Below are 19,176 nucleotides of genomic sequence, written 5' to 3' on the forward strand. Positions count from 1 at the left end.
ATGCAATTCAAATTGCCTTTAATTGTTGATAAAGGAACCGTATTTAAACACCAACTATTATCGTATAAAACGCCAGGAATCAAAATTAAAGAGGTTGTTACCCTCACCTTTAAATACCAAATACAGGTCGTGTATGCCGGTGATCTGGTTTGTTTTACAAAGCTGGGCTTTCCAGTTTTGAGCATTTTTGGTTGATTTTACCTCTAAGATTCCCAGCAGCTTACCGTTTAAACTGTCTGCCCGAAGTTCTATATTTCCTTTTGAAGATAGTGAGGCAACAGTTGCTTCGAACTTAGTTGCGCCTTTGCCAAAATCTACGCTGCGGATTTTGATATAATCTCCATGATCAATATTGGATACAAAAATAGTCCCAGTTAAGCTATCCTGATCGGTTTTTACACCTTCTGACCATGCGATGGTTTCAGCTTCAACAGGGCTAAACGGATCTAAGTTTGACACACTTTTTAGCACACCTGATTGGGTATGGTTAATTCTGGGAATCGATCCATCAGGGTTAAAACTGAATGGTTCGATACAAACCGAACGTTTGAAGCCTCCGCCTCCTGGTAAACTTCCGTCGTGATAAAATAAATAAGACTGGCCTTTGAAATCGATGTAGCCAGGATGATTGGTGAACGCGCCGCGATCTTCGATCACTTTCATGATCGTATCCCCATATATCCAAGGCCCTGTTGGTCCATTGCTGGTAGAATAAGCTAAATGTTCAGGTACGCCGCCAGCCGGATATATCAGGTAATATTTACTTTTTCGTTTAAAGAACCATGGTCCTTCCTCATATTCTGATGGTCTTTTTTCCGGATCTTTTTTCCGCGCACTAAAGCCTTGCCTGGTTAACGGCACTTTCACAATACCTACTTTTTCATCATAAGAGATCATATCCTTATTAAGTTTTACATAATATAATTGGGGATTACCCCAATACAGGTAGGCATGTCCGTCATCATCAATAAAAACACTCGGATCAATGTAGCCAAAGCCTGAAAGCAATGGCTTGCCTATTGCATCTTTAAAGCCTGCTGTGGGGCTGTCAGATACGGCAACACCAATGGCGTTTCCGCCATTTTTTTGGTTTACAGGTAAGTAATAGTAGAATTTTCCATTTCTGAATATGCATTGGCCTGCCCATGCATCACCGCGCGACCAGTTAAAAGCTTTGTAAGATAAAATAGCTCCGTGATCCGTCCAGTTAACCATATCCTTTGAAGAATAACACCGCCAATCGTTCATGGTGAAAAAGTTTTTTACGGTAACATCTTCATCATGAGAGGTGTACAGATAAACGGTTCCATTGTGTACCATTGGCGCCGGATCAGCAGTATAATAGGTCTGAACGATCGGATTCTGGGCGAAACCTGCCAATACTGACAGTAGGCCGATGAAAAGTGATATTCCAAATATTTTTTTCTGCATTTTTCGATATTATTTTAATAGGGAAAGCATCGTTTTAGCATAACGCTCGCCAAGCATGCGATAGCCTTGTGCATTAAAATGTAAATGATCTGCCACAGCGGTACAGCCAGCTGATGATATGATGTGTGCGCTAGGAATTGTTGTTGGCAAGGTTGCAATAATTTTATTCATCGAAGCGCATATCCCGCCCTGATCTGCATTAACTACCTCGCCAGCAAGGAGCGGCGTAGATGCTGGATTTAAATTCAAATCCCTGATGAGCTGCCCATAAACTGCCTTCACTTTTTTGGGCCATTCCTGATCTCCGGTATTAGATTCGCCTTGGTGCATCAGAATACCTTTTATAATTCCAGATTGCTGGGCAATCTTGGCTAACTCTACCAAACGGCCGTACGGATTTCCGCCATATTCGTTTAAGGCCGACTTCATCCATTCTGGGGCAGTAGCCGTATAGGTTTGATAATTATCTTTATCAAATAATTCAATTTTGCAACCACCAATTGCTACATTAATAATTCCGATGCGCACATCTTTGGGAAGTGAATCCAGGAGGGTTCGTCCGAAATAGTCCATTGGAGTTAAGCCAGTTTTGCATCGGCACAAAGGTGGTTTAGCAGTATACCAATTTCCCTTTTTTCTGCCTAACTCCGGGCAGTCAACAGCCTGAAGAACGCTGAATCTATTGCTTACTGTTGTATCCTGAGGTTCGAATGGCGCATTTCCTTCCATGTTAGATTGACCGAAGCTCAGAAAAACATATAATTTAGGGTCCTGAGCATATGATTTTTCATTATTGCACAGCAGAGATGCAAGCAACAAGACAATTCCCAATAGTTTGCTGTAGGCTTTAGGTTTGATAAATTCCATAGCAGTGTTATTTAGATGAGTGCCTATCGTTTTTATCGAATATCGCACGCTGTTTATAATGTTTTGTTTCATATTAGTTTAACTTCTATCGTTTAGCCGGGAGCTAAAGTATTAAACACCTCAGATTTGAAGTAGCATTTTTCATCATAAAAAAGGCTCATATGAGTAAAATTTATAGGTCAGCCTGATGCCTTGCGATAAAGTGATTTAGCCAATTGAATAACGGATTATATTACGAAGCACTAAAAAAATTGGGTTCTAAATGGATTTTTTAAGTTTATAATCAACATTTCTGCTATCATATTATTCAAAGTTTCCATACTAAATTCTTCTTTTAATATAGTTTTATCTTTTGCCTAAACTATAGTTTTCGGATCCGTTTTATCCAAAAAAAAGCGGCAAAATTTTAACCAAAAATAAATAAAAATGAATCTAAAAATTAAGAGCCAATCTGCTTTGGCAATTGCCCTAATTGTTGCATTAGGAAGTTCTTGCCAGGAAAAAAACAAACGTTCAGCGGAGAATGAAACGGCGAAGGCCGGAGAAAAACACTACCTTTCTGAGCCATTGGTGAAGGAAATTTATACTGCAGACCCTTCTGCACATGTTTTCAATGGTAAAATTTACATCTACCCATCGCATGATATAGAATCGGGTGTAAAGGAAAATGATAATGGTGACCATTTTGATATGAAGGATTACCGGATTCTTAGCATGGACAGTATAGGTGGCAAAGTTACCATTCATGAGCCTGCTCTATCTGTAAGTGATATTCCATGGGCAGGCAGGCAGCTATGGGCACCAGATGCGGCTTATAAAAATGGCACGTATTATCTTTATTTTCCTGTGAAAGATAAAAATGATGTTTTCAGGATAGGGGTGGCAACAGCTAAAGATCCGGTTGGCCCATTTAAAGCAGCTAAAGCGCCAATTGATGGAAGTTTTAGTATTGATCCTGCGGTTTTTACCGATACTGACAGCAGTAGCTACATGTATTTTGGTGGGATCTGGGGCGGACAGCTTCAACGTTGGAAAGACGGAAAATATGATCCGAATGGTTCTAAAACCGATTCTGAAAAAGAAAATGAACCTGCATTAAGTGCAAAGGTTGTAAAACTAAGCAAGGATATGACAGCTTTTGATGGGAAAGTTAAAGATGTTGTGATTTTAGATCAGCAAGGCAAACCGCTTCTTACAAAAGATCATGATCGCAGGTTTTTTGAAGGCGCCTGGATGCACAAATATAATGGGAAGTATTATTTTACCTATTCAACCGGCGACACTCATTTTCTGGCCTCAGCAATATCGGATAGCCCTTGGGGACCTTTTAAATATCAGGGTACTTTCATGACCCCTGTTGAGGGCTGGACTACGCATCATTCAATTGTTGAAATCAAAGGTAAGTGGTACATCTTTTATCATGATACCCAACTCTCTGGAAAAACACATTTAAGAAACGTGAAAGTAACCGAACTTAATCACCTTAAGGATGGCACAATTGAGCTCATAAAACCCAATAAAAATTAGTTCATTACCAAATTACTAAGCCTTTACAATTGCGAGGAGGTTTTTTTAACCCGACGAAGCCTGCCTGCTGCGGGCAGGCAAGCTTTATAGTAGGACCACTATCATGAAAGATTGCTTCGTCGTTCCTCCTTGCAATGACGACTTTTCTACAGTAACCTGCAATGATAGGCGGCGCCAGAGATCATCATTCGTTATTTTGAGTTATAGATTTTATCCTTTCCACTATAATCAATCCATTTAAAGCTGGCTTTATTGTCGCTTTGTTGGCCAGATGATGTAGCATACAACGCGAAAAGAGAGCCGATAAATCCGCCTGCCGCCTGTGTGCTTAAATATTTGCCATCAACATCCTTTTTTAAAGTAAGCCAGTCACCATTTCCTTCGCGGTATTTAAAATCGTACAGACCGCCTTTAGCTTCAATCTCCAGCTGAAGATCGGCTGATGAGTTTAACAGAGGCAATTCAGTAAGTAATGCCATTTGGCTTGTAGCCTTATCGCCTTTAAAAAGCTGAATTACGTTTTTGTTTTCTTTAATGGATTTGCACATGAAGTAAAAATTAAACTCCCCCTGGAAAATCATTAACCCCGCTTTCTCATTTTCAGATTTCGGTAGGAAATGAAGTGCTGTACTGGCTGAACAGAACATGTGTTGCTGTCTTTTTCCCACAAAAGCCGGATTTGTTTTTTCCATGCAGGTTTCGGGTTTAAGTTTCATCGTTAATCCATTTTTCTTATCCAGATTATACCATGAACTGTCGTTTTTTCTTAAAAATAAAAGAGAGGGATCTAAGCCTTTATCAAATGTGGTGCGATAAGAAAAGTTGCCACTCTGTGGTCGGATCCCCTTTTGTTTAACTTCTTTAAAATTCGCCTGATATTCGTATTGTACTTCTTTGAAATCTGGATTGATTACTGGCCACCCATTTGCCCATTTTACTGGGGCGATAAAGGTTTCTCGTCCTGTATTGTAAAAATTACCCTCGTACGGGCGTACAGCGAGGAAAATGGCGTAAGTTTTTCCGTCAGGTCCCTCAACCAATTCTGCATGGCCGGTTGAGGTTATCGGATTCGCACGGTTCGGATCTAAATCGCGTTGCGTTAGAATTGGATTGTTTTCATAAGGAACATATGGGCCGGTAGCTGACCGACTTCTAAGGATAACCTGTGAATGATTTACACTCGTTCCACCTTCAGCAGCGCATATATAATACCAGTTTTCGCGTTTAAAAATGTGTGGTCCCTCAATCCATACTGGTTTTTTTGAAATATCCACCCCACCATTTACAAGCAAATGTTCAGTACCAACAACTTTAAGTGTAGTAGGGTCGAATTCATATGTGCGGATGGTACGATGGCCACTGTAAAGTGGCTTATTGTCTGGAGCATCACTATTGTAAACAATATAGGCTTTATCCTGATCAAAAAATAAAGATGGATCTATTCCTCGTACTTCGCGAAGCCATACCGGGTCGCTCCATGGGCCTGCAGGATTTTTAGCGGTCATAACAAAATTTCCGCCCTTATCTATATTGGTACAAGTCATATAAAAAGTTCCATTATGATAATTAATGGAGGGTGCAAACAAACCACGCGAGGTCCCATCGCCCAGAAAAGTCATTTGCGTATTTCGCTCAATTACATTTCCAATCTGTTTCCAGTTTTTTAAATCCTTGCTGTGAAAAACAGGGATGCCCGGAAAATAAGAAAAAGTAGAATTAACCAGGTAATAGTCAGAACCTACTTTAGTGATACTTGGATCTGGATAAAAACCAGCAAGAATTGGATTTGTAAATTTTATTTGTGCAAATGCTTGTGAGGTAAAGCATAACAAGAATAAATAAAAGATTTTTTTCATAATTGTATATTTGGTTATTGAAGAAATATGCTCGTTTTTTTGTCAATTTTTTTTTCGCTTTTATCTCAAAAAAAATTGATACATGTTTAATGGTATAAGTTATCTGTTTTTAAAGTTTCGCTGATGCCCAATTCGAGTCCACGTAGTTCGGCAAGTCCTTTCAGTCTTCCTATGGCAGAATAGCCAGGATAGGGGCTTTTGTCCAGATCATCAAGCATTTGGTGCCCATGATCAGGGCGCATAGGGATGGAACGGTTCTGGATACGCATGAGTTTTAGGATCGCCGTGACCAAAACGCTCATATCGGCATTTCCTTCCAAGTGATTGGCCTCATAAAAATTGCCGTTATCCTCTCGTTGAACGCTTCTTAGGTGTAAAAAATATATTTTGTCTCCCAAGCGCTCAATTATTCCCTTTAAATCATTATCTGGCCGGGCACCAAAAGAACCGCTACAAAAACAGATTCCATTGGACGGTGCAGGCACAGCTTGTAATATTTTATGTGCATGCTCTTCTGTACTCATAATTCTTGGTAAACCTAAAATCGGGTAGGGGGGATCATCTGGATGAATGGCTAACTGTAGCCCGTTTTGATCAGCCGTTGGGGTGATTTCCTGCAAAAAACTGATTAAATTATCGCTAAGTATTTCGGCAGAAATGTTTTTATATCCTTCCAGTAAAGTAAGAACCTGATCTTTCGTAAAATGATCTTTGCTTCCCGGCAGGCCCTGCAAACAGTTGCTCATTAAAGTGCTTTGCTCTTGCGCATTGAGTTGAATAAAGAAGCTTTTGGCATCTTCCAATTCCTGAGGCGTATAGTCAGCGGTTGCTCCAGGTCGGTTTAACAAATAAAGATCAAAAGCAATGAATGCCGTTTTCTCAAATCTTAAGGCTAGTGCGCCGGTGTTTGTTTTAAATTTTAAATCGGTCCGCATCCAGTCTAATACCGGCATGAAATTGTAGGTAATCACTTTAATCCCGCAGTTAGCTAGATTTTTCAGACTGGTTTTATAATTTTCAATCCATAGCTGGTATTCGCCCTGCCTCTTTTTTATATCTTCATGTACCGGCAAACTTTCTACTACTTCCCAAACCAGGCCAGAAGATTCAATGAGTGATTTACGAGCCAATATTTCTTTCTCTGGCCAGATTTCTCCAACCGCGATATGATGTAAAGCCGTTACCACTCCGGTACAGCCTGCCTGCAGAATATGGGCTAGTGTAACAATATCATCAGGGCCGTACCAGCGCATTGTTTGGATCATTTTCATAGCAGAGCGGTGTTGTTTTGAAGGAACTTTTGATCGCACATCATCACATTTATAATCTGCTTTTTAATTTGAACAGCAATATTTTCCAGCGCTTTAATGGTATGTTTCATATTTGGTTTTTAGTTTTGGTACTATAAAAATTATTTTACCTGCATCAATTTGGCTTTTATGCAATCGATTGCTAAAAAACGTTGCACAGCTTTAATTTTTTCTTAGCTTAGTGCTGTTTAAGGTAAATTATTTTTGAAATACCTTCTGGTTAGGTCCTTTTCCGAAAAGTATCTATTACCGAAGTTCATTAAAGATTTTTAAATAAATGATGATTTGTTCTGCTCAAAGGCATTTTTGAACATTTTTGTCCTCAAAATAATCAATGGTTCCATCATCGTGCGGTCCGATGCACTTAAGTTTGTAGTAATAATTTATTTCTGGCGGGTAATCAATTATTCCTGCCAATCACCTCTAACCAAAAAAATGAAACGATTAATCTCCATCTTAGCAACACTGATTTTTATTCAAATTGCAGTTTTCGCACAAAAGCAGATTCCTACTGCGCCTGCTGGTTTTGATGTTAACCAGGAAACCATCCCCCATGGAAAAATAGATACGATCCAGTATGCGTCAAAAACTGTTGGGGTAACCCGGAAAGCCACCATTTATTTTCCGCCGGGTTATTTAAAAACTAAGAAGTACCCGGTTTTATATCTGCTCCATGGCATTGGTGGAGATGAAAAGGAATGGCTTAATGGCGGGAAACCTCAGGTAATCTTCGACAACCTTTATGCTTCGGGAAAGCTTGAACCCATGTTGGTGGTGATGCCAAACGGCAGGGCGATGAAAGATGACCGTGCTACAGGAAATATAATGGCACCGGAAAAAGTGGCTGCCTTTGCGAACTTTGAAAAGGATTTGATCCAGGATCTGATTCCATATGTAGAAAAAAGCTATAATGTTTTTAAAGACAGGAATCATCGTGCCCTTGCCGGATTATCTATGGGCGGGGGGCAGTCTTTAAATTTTGGATTGGGTAATTTGGATACATTTACCTGGGTTGGTGGCTTTTCTTCTGCTCCAAATACCAAGCTACCTGCAGAATTATTGCCAGATCCGGCCAAAGGTAAAGCGATGCTTAAGTTGCTTTGGATTTCTTGCGGTGATAATGATAGATTGATTAATTTCTCTCAGCGTACCCACGAATATCTGGTAGAAAAAAATGTTCCACATATTTATTATGTCGAACCAGGTGTGCACGATTTTAAAGTATGGAAGAATGATCTGTACCTGTTTAGTCAGTTGCTATTTAAACCTGTTGATCAGACCTCCTTCCAAAAGTATAGTCTAAATCCTTAATGACTGATTATTCTTCTCCATGAAAAACTTTGTGATCCTGCTGCTATTCATTAATGTTGTTTTCTCAGGTGCTGCCCAGCAAAAACCAAAATTAAAACTATGGTATAATACTCCGTCTGGCCAAATTTGGGAGAACGCATTACCTGTTGGCAACGGGCGGCTTGGCGCAATGGTTTACGGAAATGTTGTTAATGAAATTATTCAGTTAAATGAGCATACGCTTTGGAGCGGAAGCCCCAACAGAAATGATAATCCTTTGGCATTAGATTCATTGGCCCGCATTAGAACGCTTATTTTTCAGGGTAAACAAAAGCAGGCAGAATTGCTCTCCAACAAAGTTATCATAAGCAAAAAGTCTCAAGGGCAGATTTTTCAACCCGTTGCAGATTTACACCTTGATTTTGCGGGGCATGAGGATTACACAAATTTTTATCGCGAGCTAGACATCAGCAATGCCGTAAGCACCACCAGTTATCAGGTAAAAGACGTTGTTTATACCAGGCGTGTTCTGGCCTCACTGGCCGATGGGGTAATTGCGATTGAGCTTCGCTCGAGTAAACCAGGTGCGTTAAGCTTTACGGCCTCATTATCTTCCCTGCAGCCCAGTGCGAAAATCAATACGCAAGTGCCAGGGCAAATTGAAATTACCGGAACCTCCACCGCGCATGAGGGCGTTCCGGGGCTTGTCCGTTTTAATGGGATCGCTGCATTTAAGAACATTGGTGGTAAAATCTCCAGCACTGACCGTACAATTGTTGTCGAAAATGCCAGCGCGGTAAGCATTTATTTATCTATTGCCACAAACTTTATCAATTACAAAGATATTAGCGGGAGTGAAAAATTAAAGGCTAGGGAAATGCTAAACCATGCATTCCCGAAGAAATTTGAGACGATTTTAAAAACACATCAATTACAATATCACAAATATTTTGATCGGGTAGATTTATCCTTGGGCGCTACAGATTTTGAACAGGTACCTACTGATATCAGGCTCAAGAATTTCAATTCAGTTAATGATCCGCAGTTTGCAGCCCTGTATTTTCAATACGGGCGCTACCTACTTATTTCCAGCTCTCAGCCTGGTGGCCAGCCTGCTAACCTGCAGGGCATCTGGAATAATAAATTATATCCACCATGGGATAGTAAGTATACCATTAATATTAACGCGGAGATGAACTACTGGCCTGCGGAGAAAACAAATCTGGCCGAATTGCATGAGCCTTTCTTGAAAATGGTACAGGAAATGGGAGAAACCGGAAAGCAGACCGCCCACGATATGTATGGTGCCAGGGGATGGATGGCGCATCACAATACTGACATCTGGAGAACTACTGGTGCTGTTGATGGTGCATTCTGGGGCGCATGGAGCCATGGCGGAGGTTGGGCCAGTCAGCATTTGTGGGAGCACTATCTTTACAGCGGAGATCGGGCATTTCTTAAATTGGCCTACCCTACTTTAAAAGGAGCGGCGATGTTTTATGTTGATTTTCTGGTTAAAGATCCTAAAAGAGGGTTTTTGGTCATTAATCCTGATATGTCTCCTGAAAATGCCCCTCCAGCGCATCAGGGCTCCTCGCTCGATGCCGGAACAACAATGAGTAATCAAATTGTATATGATGTTTTTAGCACTGTTATTCGTGCGGGAGAAATTCTTGGTGAAGATAAAGCCTTAATTGATACTTTGAAAAAGATGCGCAGCCAGCTCCCACCAATGCAAGTTGGGCAATATGGCCAGTTGCAGGAGTGGATTGATGATATCGACGATCCAAATGATAATCACCGGCATGTATCTCATTTATATGGTTTATTCCCATCTGCTCAAATATCGCCATACCAAACACCAGAGTTGTATTTAGCGGCCAAAAAGACACTCATCCAGCGCGGAGATATTTCTACAGGATGGAGTATGGGATGGAAAGTGAACTGGTGGGCAAGACTATTAGATGGAAACCATGCCTACAAACTTATTCAGAACCAGTTAACGCCCGTGGGTGGAAACCGAGCGGGTGGGGGCACTTACAATAATCTTTTTGATGCGCATCCGCCTTTCCAGATTGATGGCAATTTTGGATGCACTTCCGGTATTGCAGAAATGCTTATGCAATCAGATAATGGCGCTATTCAACTTCTGCCTGCACTTCCCGATGTATGGAAATCAAATGGACATGTTAATGGCTTAAGGGCAAAGGGTGGATTTGATATTGTTAAACTGGAATGGGTAGACGGTATGATCACTAAACTGGTGATTAAATCGCGTCTTGGCGGAAATTTACGGATTAGGGTGCCTAATGAATTAAATTTATCCAAACTTGAAGCCAAAAATGCTACTGGTGAGAATCAAAATCCTTTTTTCTTGATTGAAAAAACGCCAAAACCGAGTATTTCCAAACTGGCGCCTGGCGGATCTATCGATTTGCCTGAAACTCAATTGTATGATATTAAAACAGATGTAGGGAAAACCTACACCCTGTATAAAAAATAAAATAGTTTACCAATTACAATCATTCACTTATACAAGTAAACCATGAAAATATTAATTGGCCTCATTGGCCTGATGATGTGCTGTAAAATAGGCATAGCACAAACCAACAACTATAAACTGTTTAGCCCCAATAAAAACCTGGAGCTGGTGTGTAGCCCGAAAAAATTAAATTATACGGTTTCATATAAAGGCAAGCTGGTACTTGCCGATTCGAAACTTGGCCTTGTGCGCGAGGATGAGGATTTCTCAAATGGACTTGTATTAACCAAAGTATCTAAGCCCGCTACAGTCACCCAAAATTATACGATGGTAAATGCGAAAAAAAGTTCCATCACTTATAAAGCCATCGAAACAACGTTTGAATTTCGAACCAATAAAGGGAGCCGTATGAATCTTATTTTTAGGATGGCTGATGATGGAGTTGCCTTCAGATATGAATTTCCTGAACAAAATAAATCTGTAAAAAAGATTGTGAGCGAATCGACCAGTTTCCGGTTTTTAGCTGGAACAAGGGCCTGGCTGCAACCTAAAGCCGATGCACAGACAGGTTTTGAGCATACCAATCCCTCTTACGAAGCGCATTACAATATGGATATCCCGGTGGGAACGCCTTCGGGCAGCTCAAACGGTTGGGTTTATCCGGCTTTATTTAAATTAGATCAGGTTTGGATGCTCCTCACCGAAGCCGATCTGGGACGAGGTTACTGCGGAACATCTCTGGCCCAAAACTCGGTTGATAATGAATATAAGGTTAATTTCCCTCAGCCAGCCGAAGGAATTCCAGGAGCTGCTTTACTGCCTGAATCGGCTTTGCCCTGGAAAACGCCCTGGAGAATTATGGCCATTGGCGATTTAAAGACAATTTCTGAATCTACCCTGGGAACTGATCTTGCCCAGCCAGCAAAAGCAATGGATAAAGCATTTATTCAGCCTGGAAAGGCGGCATGGAGTTGGGTGCTGGAAAAAGACGCTGCAACGATCTATTCCGTACAGAAAAAATATGTTGATTATGCCGCCAAGATGAATTGGCAGTATAGTTTAATTGATGCTAACTGGGATAAAACCATAGGTTATGATTCTGTTGCCGTGCTCGCTAAATATGCAAAAGAAAAGCAAGTAGGCCTGCTGCTTTGGTACAATTCTGCCGGAAACTGGAATACGGTAAAATTTACGCCCAGAGATAAACTGTTGACCCATCAAAGTAGAATTGAGGAATTTAGCCGTTTAAAAGAAATGGGTATAAAGGGCATAAAAGTCGATTTTTTTGCTGGAGACGGACAGTCGATGATCAATTATTACCGAGATATTTTGGAAGACGCTGCTAATTATCAATTATTGGTCAATTTTCATGGTGCCACCCTGCCAAGGGGGTTGCAACGGACTTATCCTAATTTAATGACCGCTGAGGCAGTATTTGGATACGAAATGATTTCCTTCGACCAGAACGCTGCTAATAAAGCGCCTTCACATGCGGTGATGAGTGCGATGATACGTAATGCTTTTGATCCGATGGATTTTACGCCAATGGTATTGTATAAAATCCCCGGGATAAAACGGGTAACTACACCGGCTTTTGAACTGGCCACCGCTGTTATTTTTCTTTCAGGCATACAGCATTTTGCAGAAACACCTTCCGGTATGTCTCATGTTCCCGATTTTGTTAAAACCTTTCTCATGGAATTGCCAAAAAACTGGGATGATACCCGGTTTATTGACGGTTACCCGGGGCAATTTGATGTTGTTGCCAGAAAAAGCGGTAAAAAATGGTACATAGCTGGTATTAATGGCGAGAACAAACGTAGAGATTTAGCTCTTAATTTATCTTTTTTAGCCAATAAAAAGGCCCGGTTGATTTTTTCAGAAGGCACTGCTGAAGTTAACCTCAAATCGGAAGAAGTTAAAGTAGGGCCGAATGGCAAATTAGATTTAAGTATGAAAGGGTATGATGGTTTTGTACTGGTTTTCGAAGAGTAAGTGAAGCCTGAAAGCTGTTGAGCGACATGTAGAGCTATTTTTTACACTCCTCTTTTTTCTTTTTTAACCGTAAAGTACGCAAAGTCTTCCGCACAAAAAACACAAAGTCGGGTAAATTCAATAGATAAATTGGTTTATGGAAACAGCCTCTTTTTTCTACTGATAATCCCGGCTTTTAGTGAGTTCCTTCAGCGATTGAAGATCATGGACGGGGCGCTCAATTTCAAATGGAATTTCCCTTTTGCTAAACTGCTGGAAATAGAGTAAGCAAGCATCTTTCCAGATTTGAGCATCTCTGCATTGCGTTCGGAGTTTAGATTGCACTTCTGCGAAACGTTCGTTGTCTATTGATCCCTTCATTTTGTCCCAGTCTTTTTGAAAAGATCTGACCGTCTGAACGCCATGGTCGTAGCGAATGCATAGTTCTGTCCACAAATCATTTCCACTTTTCAGGCGGTAAGACCATGGCACATGGTGAAACCAGAGCAGATATATTTCCGGGCAGCTGGAGAGGCTATTGAAGGTTGAACTTAATGGCTCGTGATATTGGTCAACTGCATCGCTTCCGTTACGGGTTCTGTCAAAACCTATCCCCACAGTGTCTGCCTTGTGGTAATAAACAGAGGTCCAGTCTGGACGGATTTTATCATTAGAAAACCATGGTGCAGGGCCATAATGATGACCTTCGGCGAAAATATGGTGAAGTCCCAGTGGCATCATATAATCAACGGCCGCCCCCCTGCTTTCCAACATGATATTTTGAGTAGTTTTGACAAAATTAGCGTCGGTTGTTTTTTCTTTATGATCGAGAAAAGTCTGTTTTATCCATTCTGCAGCTATCACTTTGCTCTCTAGTTTGTTATTCCAGGCCAGACGCCCAAATGCATACCAATTTGCTTGGGCAAAAGTGTGTCCGGTCCAGTTTACATCATTACCAATGTTAGCCACTCCTGCAATGGCGGTAAAATCAGTTTTGCTTAATGAGCCATCGGTGCAGGCGGCAACGGTACTGCCTTTTCCAATTTTATAAGTGTCGCTATTTAAACATTCTTCCCATAAGGTAGAGAGGAAAACAAGTTGTTTGGAGGCGCCTAGGTACTCTTGGGTTATTTGAAATTCAGGCATCACCGGGGTTTTAGACATTGCTCCAAACAAAGGACTAAAGGGCTCTCTTGGCTGGAAATCAAGTGGGCCATTTTTTACCTGTAAAATTACATTTTTCCTGAAAGCGCCATCAAGTGGTAAAAATTCTTTGTAAGCTTGTTTGGTTCTGTCCTCAGGAGATGGGTTATAAACAAAGGCACGCCACATCACGATTCCATCGAAAGGAGCCAAGGCATCGGCTAACATATTTGCGCCATCCACGTGGGTTCTTCCGTAATCTTGCGGTCCGGGTTGTCCTTCACTGTTAGCTTTAACCAGAAATCCTCCAAAGTCAGGGATGAGTTTATAAATTTCCACTACTTTATCTTTCCACCATTGTTGAACCTGAGGATCTAAGGGGTCTGCCTTTTTTAATTTACCGATAAGAACAGGGGATGAAAAATTAACAGATAAATAGGTTTTTATTCCATAGGGACGCAGACTTTCTGCAATTGCCTTCACTTTTTCCAGGTAAGCCTGGGTAAGGACTTTTGCTGATGCATTTACATTGTTTAAAACCGCACCGTTAATACCAATTGATGCATTTGCTCTGGCGTAAGCTTTCCATTTTTCTCGGTCCTGATTAGTAATCTCCAATCCATTCGCGGTATTGCCCCAAAATATTGAACTTCCGGCATAACCTCTTTCAATGCTGCCATCCAGGTTATCCCAATGGTTGAGGATTCTTCTGGAGTAGGAAGGATTTGAAATAAAATTGCGCTGTGGGAGGTTAAGGTATTGACGCCTCAACAATTCGTAGGTGCCGTATAATAAACCCAGTTCTGTGCGGGCATTGATTGCTGATTCTTCCAATTGGAATCCATCGCCTTTGATAGTGGAATTTTTACTTAGATTAAGTTTTAAGACCATATTCTCCTTGCCCAACCAGCCTTTTTTGAGTTCATCTGTTGCAAGGTCTATAATAGGGGAGTGGACTGGACAGGAAATACTAACTTTTACTGCAGAATGGTTTCGGAGCCATAGTGCGTGGCCATCTTCGGCTTTCGATATTGTTGCGTGACTTAACATCAGTAATGCAACTGTAACCATCCTTTTAATATATGCCATTTTTCTTTCTATTTAATGCTTTAAAGTATTTTATCCAATGTTCCGGGTTTGCTCACTCCGAGCCTTTGCGTTATCGTATACGACTTAAAATGCCTGGATGTTTAACGTTGCTGAAAGCGCCACCAGTCTATATCAATTGCAGTAGAGGTATCACCGCCAGATATTAAAAGATACAAATCTTGTTTACCTTGGATAGGTTCGGCTTTTGCAGCGCGTATTTGTAAGTCGGCTGTCTTATCTCCAGTAGAAACTAATTTTGCAATTTGTTTTCCATCTAAACTACCTACGCGTACTTCAAGGCTGGTACCTGGTGAGAGACCGCTCACTTTTGCGCTAAAATTTTTTGGACCTTTTTTTCCAAAATCTACGCCTTGAATTTTGATCCAGTTGTTATTTTTCATACCCGAAATCTCCATTCCACCGTCGGCTGTGTTTTTGGTTATAATCCCGTTTTGATCCTGCATGCTTTCCGCTTCGTTTCGTTGATAAGGATTTACCGAGCCAACTTGTGTTACACCATTTGCCGTATAACTTATCTGAACAATCGAACCATCTGGCTTGTAAGTTAATTCTTCAATAGCCAGGTTTCTTTTGTAAACCGGAGGAATCCCCTTTTTTATAGCCACAAGCCTGTTGTGGTAGGCATGGTACCATTTTCCTTTAAATTCAAATATCCCGTGGTGATTATTGTTATTATTATTTGGTGGTTGCGCGCCTATAACGCCTTTATATACAAATCCAGTGGTTGGACTCTTACTCATCATATAGTCAATCCTCATTTCTGCCTTAGGGTTAGAGGAATACGAAAAATAGTAATTGCCGTTTCGCTTATGCATCCATGAGGCTTCAAAAAAGGCAGGTACATGAAAAGAACTTGCCTGACCATTTACGCTGATCATATCTTCATTCAGTTTAATTACCCGCATATTATCTTCACCATTGCCCCCAAAATATAAATATGCCTGTCCATCATCATCCAAAAAAGCCATTGGATCGAATAACCACATGTTTTTTGCAGGTTGTACGCCTGGGGTTTCATTATCAATTAGTTTTTTACCCAACGGATCTTTAAACGGTCCGATTGGAGAGGAGGATGTAACTACACCAATGCCTGACCCACCATTACCAAAATAAAGATAAATTTTGCCATTTCTGGCGATAACCGAAGGTGCCCAGGTTCTATTTGCCCAGGATACATCGCGGGGTGCCTCAAAAACGACACCGTGATCAGTCCAATTTTTCATATCACTACTGGAAATACAGACAATCGATTTCATTTTATAACCGCTATCCTTATCATCGGTGTTGTCATCATCGTTTGATGCATAAATGTAAACCCTTCCGTTATAGACCAATGTGGCAGGGTCTGCCAGATGCCTGTGAGCAGCAATATGGTCATCGGCTTGCACGTGTTGAGTTAAAATTAAGAATGAGGAAAATAGGATAAAGAGTTTAAAAGGTATTTTACTTAGTTTTTTCATTTTGAGTTGGCTTATAAAGTTTCATCTATCAACGGAATTTTTGCCTTGCTGCCGAAATTAGTGGCATTTGGGTAATGAACCGGATGATTTTGACAGCTAATTGGTTTAATTGATGGTTTTTTGCGTATTGGTTAAAATTTTGTGACCTCGAAATATGCCTTTTTTGGCTTAAGTTCCTGATCAAACAGTAACGGGTAGTTTTTCCGGCCACGGTTATCCAGCCAGCTGTATTGGTCTGATAGGTTCCAGAAGGTTACACCGGTAATATGATCCTTATGTTTCCGGAGAACATCGAAAATCATTTTATATTGTTGGAGCTGCTTTTCTTCCATTTCCGGCGTAAATGTTGCAACTGCTTTTTGCGTATTGCCCTTAATCAATTGCCCGCCCTGATGGCCATCATATACCGATACATCCAGCTCTGTAATCTGAATTTTAAGTCCCAGGGAAGAAAAAAGGGTAATAGATTTTTCCAGTTCCGAGCGGCTCGGATTATTTACAGACCAGTGTCCCTGAAGCCCGACTCCATGGATTGGAACACCCTTAGCCAGGAGGCCTTTAAGCATTCTGTAAATTTTTTCTCGCTTTAATGGCTGTTCCGTATTATAATCGTTGTAAAATAGCTGGGCATTTGGATCTGCCTGGTGCGCGTACCTAAAAGACATTTCTATAAAATCTTCGCCTGCGATTTGGTATAACGGCGATTTCCGGAAATAGGCAGAATCATCTGCAATAGCCTCGTTAACAACGTCCCATGCGTATATATCTTTTTTATACCTGCTTACAACAGTGTTAATGTGCTCTTGAATTCTTTTTAGCAAAGTTTCTTTTGAGGTTACACTTCCATCTTCATTTTTAAATAACCAGCGAGGGGTTTGGTTATGCCATACCAGGCAATGTCCGCGTAGTTTTAACCCATTTGCTCTTGCAAAGGAAGCTATAGAGTCTGCAACTTTCCAATTGTAGGTATTTTCCATGGGATGAATAGGACCCATTTTCATTGCATTTTCAGATGTGATGCTGTTAAACTGGCTAAGAATCAAATTTCGCTTATCTCCACTGAGGTCCCATGGTGTAACGGCCACCCCTATGGGAAAATACTTTTGGTAATAGTCTTTCAGTCCTTTGGCATTATCCCCCTTGTTTTTATATGCACTAAACACCATTCCGGTGATAAGGAGCAGGGTGGCCAGGTAAGGTGTGATATTCGGTTTTCTCATATTTGATTAGGTAAGGCTATAAGGTTGCAAAATCGTATGTTTTTTATGCTGGCCAAGCTTCTTATCGTCAATTTTAGGAAACAAATGTCATGTAATGAATTTATGACATGATGGCCTGGGTACTTATCTGGTTATTAATTCGGCTAATTTTTGGCTATTTGGCGCTTTTTTGAACATCTGTTGTTATTGTTTTGACAAATATGACTGCTGGTCTATATACTTAGGTCTAAATTTACTGGATTTTTTCCTGCAAGGTTAATAGGATGAAATCGACTTTGCTATTCAACCAAATATAAATGCGTACAACTAAATTTCACATTGCCATATTTACTATTGCTGTTTTCGCAGCCTTTTCCAGTTGCGGCAGTTACAATAGGGCTAAAAAAAGTAACCTCGGACTGAAAGATTATTATCAGTCTTATTTCAATATTGGAGTTGCGGTTTCGGCCCAAACCATTAAGGGAGAGCAGGGTGCACTGCTTTTAAAGGAATTTAATAGCATAACACCGGAGAACGCGATGAAAATGCAACCCATTCATCCCCGCGAGGATGTTTATAATTGGACCGAGGCCGATGCACTGGTTAATTTTGCGCTTAGTAACCGACTCAAAATAAGGGGGCATACTTTGTGCTGGCATGAGCAGGTACCGGCCTGGATTTTCAAGAACAGCTCAGGGGGAAGGGCTGATAAAGCACTTTTGCTTAAGCGGCTTAAAGATCACATCACAACCGTTGTGGGAAGGTACAGGGGAAAGGTGTATGCCTGGGATGTGGTTAATGAAGTGATCGGTGACGAAGATGACCAATATTTAAGGCCTTCTCTGTGGAAAGAAATCTGCGGAGAAGAGTTTATTGCCAAAGCTTTCGAATATGCACATGAGGCTGATCCTGATGCATTGCTTTTTTATAATGACTATAACTCAGAACGACCTGCTAAGAGAGCAAAAATCTATAAAATGCTGAAAAAACTGGTTGATGATAAGGTGCCTATTCATGGGGTGGGCCTGCAGGGGCACTGGTCCATTTTTGAGCCTAGCGACAGCGAGTTAAGGGAATCTTTAAAATTATATGCTTCTCTTGGCCTGCAGATTCAGATTACTGAACTGGATATGTCTATCTATAAATGGGAGAAAAATTTAAGAGCAAAGAAACCTGATGAGCAAGACAGCCTGACAGCGGCGCTCGAAAAAAAGCAAAGTGATCAATACGCCAGGGTTTTTTCTATTTTCAGAACCTTTAAAAAGCAGATCAGTAGTGTAACTTTCTGGAATCTTTCAGATCGCGCTACATGGCTTGATCAATATCCGGTACCTGGAAGAAAAAACTATCCGCTGCTCTTTGATAAAAACCTGCAAAGAAAAAAAGCTTATCGCGGTGTCGTCAACTTTAATGAATAATTCGTTTTTATCTAAAGAATGAAGAAAATATGCCGTTCGAGCTGTAATGTTGCGATGAACTAAATTAGTTTTTTTATCTTACCATCACCAAACCAAATAGATCATGTAT

At 40.7% G+C, this 19,176-nt stretch carries 12 protein-coding genes; 5 read left to right on the forward strand and 7 right to left on the reverse strand.

Features of this window, described 5'->3' with window-relative positions:
- Nucleotides 1-57: 57 nt before the first annotated feature.
- Together FHT21_RS00985 and FHT21_RS00990 are read right to left on the reverse strand one after the other, a co-directional pair.
- A complete protein-coding gene (locus FHT21_RS00985; RefSeq protein WP_167292941.1) occupies nt 58-1,431 on the reverse strand; it encodes a glycoside hydrolase family 43 protein in 1,374 nt (457 codons plus the stop codon).
- A gap of 9 nt (nt 1,432-1,440) precedes the next feature.
- The gene (locus FHT21_RS00990) at nt 1,441-2,298 is read right to left on the reverse strand and encodes a sialate O-acetylesterase (protein WP_167292942.1); all 858 of its coding nucleotides are present in this window, start codon (nt 2,296-2,298) and stop codon (nt 1,441-1,443) included.
- 426 nt (nt 2,299-2,724) lie between these two features.
- On the opposite strand from FHT21_RS00990, the gene FHT21_RS00995 reads away from it, so the two are divergent.
- The gene (locus FHT21_RS00995) at nt 2,725-3,825 is read left to right on the forward strand and encodes a glycoside hydrolase family 43 protein (RefSeq protein ID WP_167292943.1); all 1,101 of its coding nucleotides are present in this window, start codon (nt 2,725-2,727) and stop codon (nt 3,823-3,825) included.
- A gap of 191 nt (nt 3,826-4,016) precedes the next feature.
- Here the strand turns inward: FHT21_RS00995 and FHT21_RS01000 are convergent, their stop codons facing one another.
- Complete coding sequence (locus FHT21_RS01000; protein ID WP_167292944.1) at nt 4,017-5,681, reverse strand: glycoside hydrolase family 43 protein; 1,665 nt, start codon at nt 5,679-5,681, stop codon at nt 4,017-4,019.
- A gap of 86 nt (nt 5,682-5,767) precedes the next feature.
- On the reverse strand, nt 5,768-6,952 hold the full coding sequence (gene uxuA / locus FHT21_RS01005; protein WP_167292945.1) for a mannonate dehydratase: 1,185 nt from the start codon (nt 6,950-6,952) through the stop codon (nt 5,768-5,770).
- A 474-nt stretch (nt 6,953-7,426) separates the two neighbouring features.
- Here uxuA and FHT21_RS01010 point away from each other — a divergent pair, with 474 nt between their 5' ends.
- The 3 genes from FHT21_RS01010 to FHT21_RS01020 are packed head-to-tail and all read left to right on the forward strand — an operon-like array spanning nt 7,427 to nt 12,758.
- Nucleotides 7,427-8,302, forward strand: a complete 876-nt coding sequence (locus FHT21_RS01010) for an alpha/beta hydrolase-fold protein (protein ID WP_167292946.1) — start codon at nt 7,427-7,429, stop codon at nt 8,300-8,302.
- A 19-nt stretch (nt 8,303-8,321) separates the two neighbouring features.
- A complete protein-coding gene (locus FHT21_RS01015; RefSeq protein WP_167292947.1) occupies nt 8,322-10,784 on the forward strand; it encodes a glycoside hydrolase family 95 protein in 2,463 nt (820 codons plus the stop codon).
- Between the two features lie 42 nt (nt 10,785-10,826).
- The gene (locus FHT21_RS01020; RefSeq protein ID WP_167292948.1) at nt 10,827-12,758 is read left to right on the forward strand and encodes a glycoside hydrolase family 97 protein; all 1,932 of its coding nucleotides are present in this window, start codon (nt 10,827-10,829) and stop codon (nt 12,756-12,758) included.
- Nucleotides 12,759-12,914: 156 nt separating this feature from the next.
- Here the strand turns inward: FHT21_RS01020 and FHT21_RS01025 are convergent, their stop codons facing one another.
- The 3 genes from FHT21_RS01025 to FHT21_RS01035 form a co-directional block, all read right to left on the reverse strand.
- On the reverse strand, nt 12,915-14,969 hold the full coding sequence (locus FHT21_RS01025; protein WP_167292949.1) for an alpha-glucuronidase: 2,055 nt from the start codon (nt 14,967-14,969) through the stop codon (nt 12,915-12,917).
- Between the two features lie 101 nt (nt 14,970-15,070).
- Nucleotides 15,071-16,450, reverse strand: a complete 1,380-nt coding sequence (locus FHT21_RS01030) for a glycoside hydrolase family 43 protein (RefSeq protein WP_167292950.1) — start codon at nt 16,448-16,450, stop codon at nt 15,071-15,073.
- A 131-nt stretch (nt 16,451-16,581) separates the two neighbouring features.
- On the reverse strand, nt 16,582-17,670 hold the full coding sequence (locus FHT21_RS01035; RefSeq protein ID WP_167292951.1) for an endo-1,4-beta-xylanase: 1,089 nt from the start codon (nt 17,668-17,670) through the stop codon (nt 16,582-16,584).
- Between the two features lie 296 nt (nt 17,671-17,966).
- Here FHT21_RS01035 and FHT21_RS01040 point away from each other — a divergent pair, with 296 nt between their 5' ends.
- Nucleotides 17,967-19,067, forward strand: a complete 1,101-nt coding sequence (locus tag FHT21_RS01040; RefSeq protein ID WP_167292952.1) for an endo-1,4-beta-xylanase — start codon at nt 17,967-17,969, stop codon at nt 19,065-19,067.
- Nucleotides 19,068-19,176: the final 109 nt, after the last annotated feature.

Source organism: Pedobacter sp. SG908, from assembly GCF_011759615.1.
In the GTDB taxonomy this organism is placed as follows: domain Bacteria; phylum Bacteroidota; class Bacteroidia; order Sphingobacteriales; family Sphingobacteriaceae; genus Pedobacter; species Pedobacter riviphilus.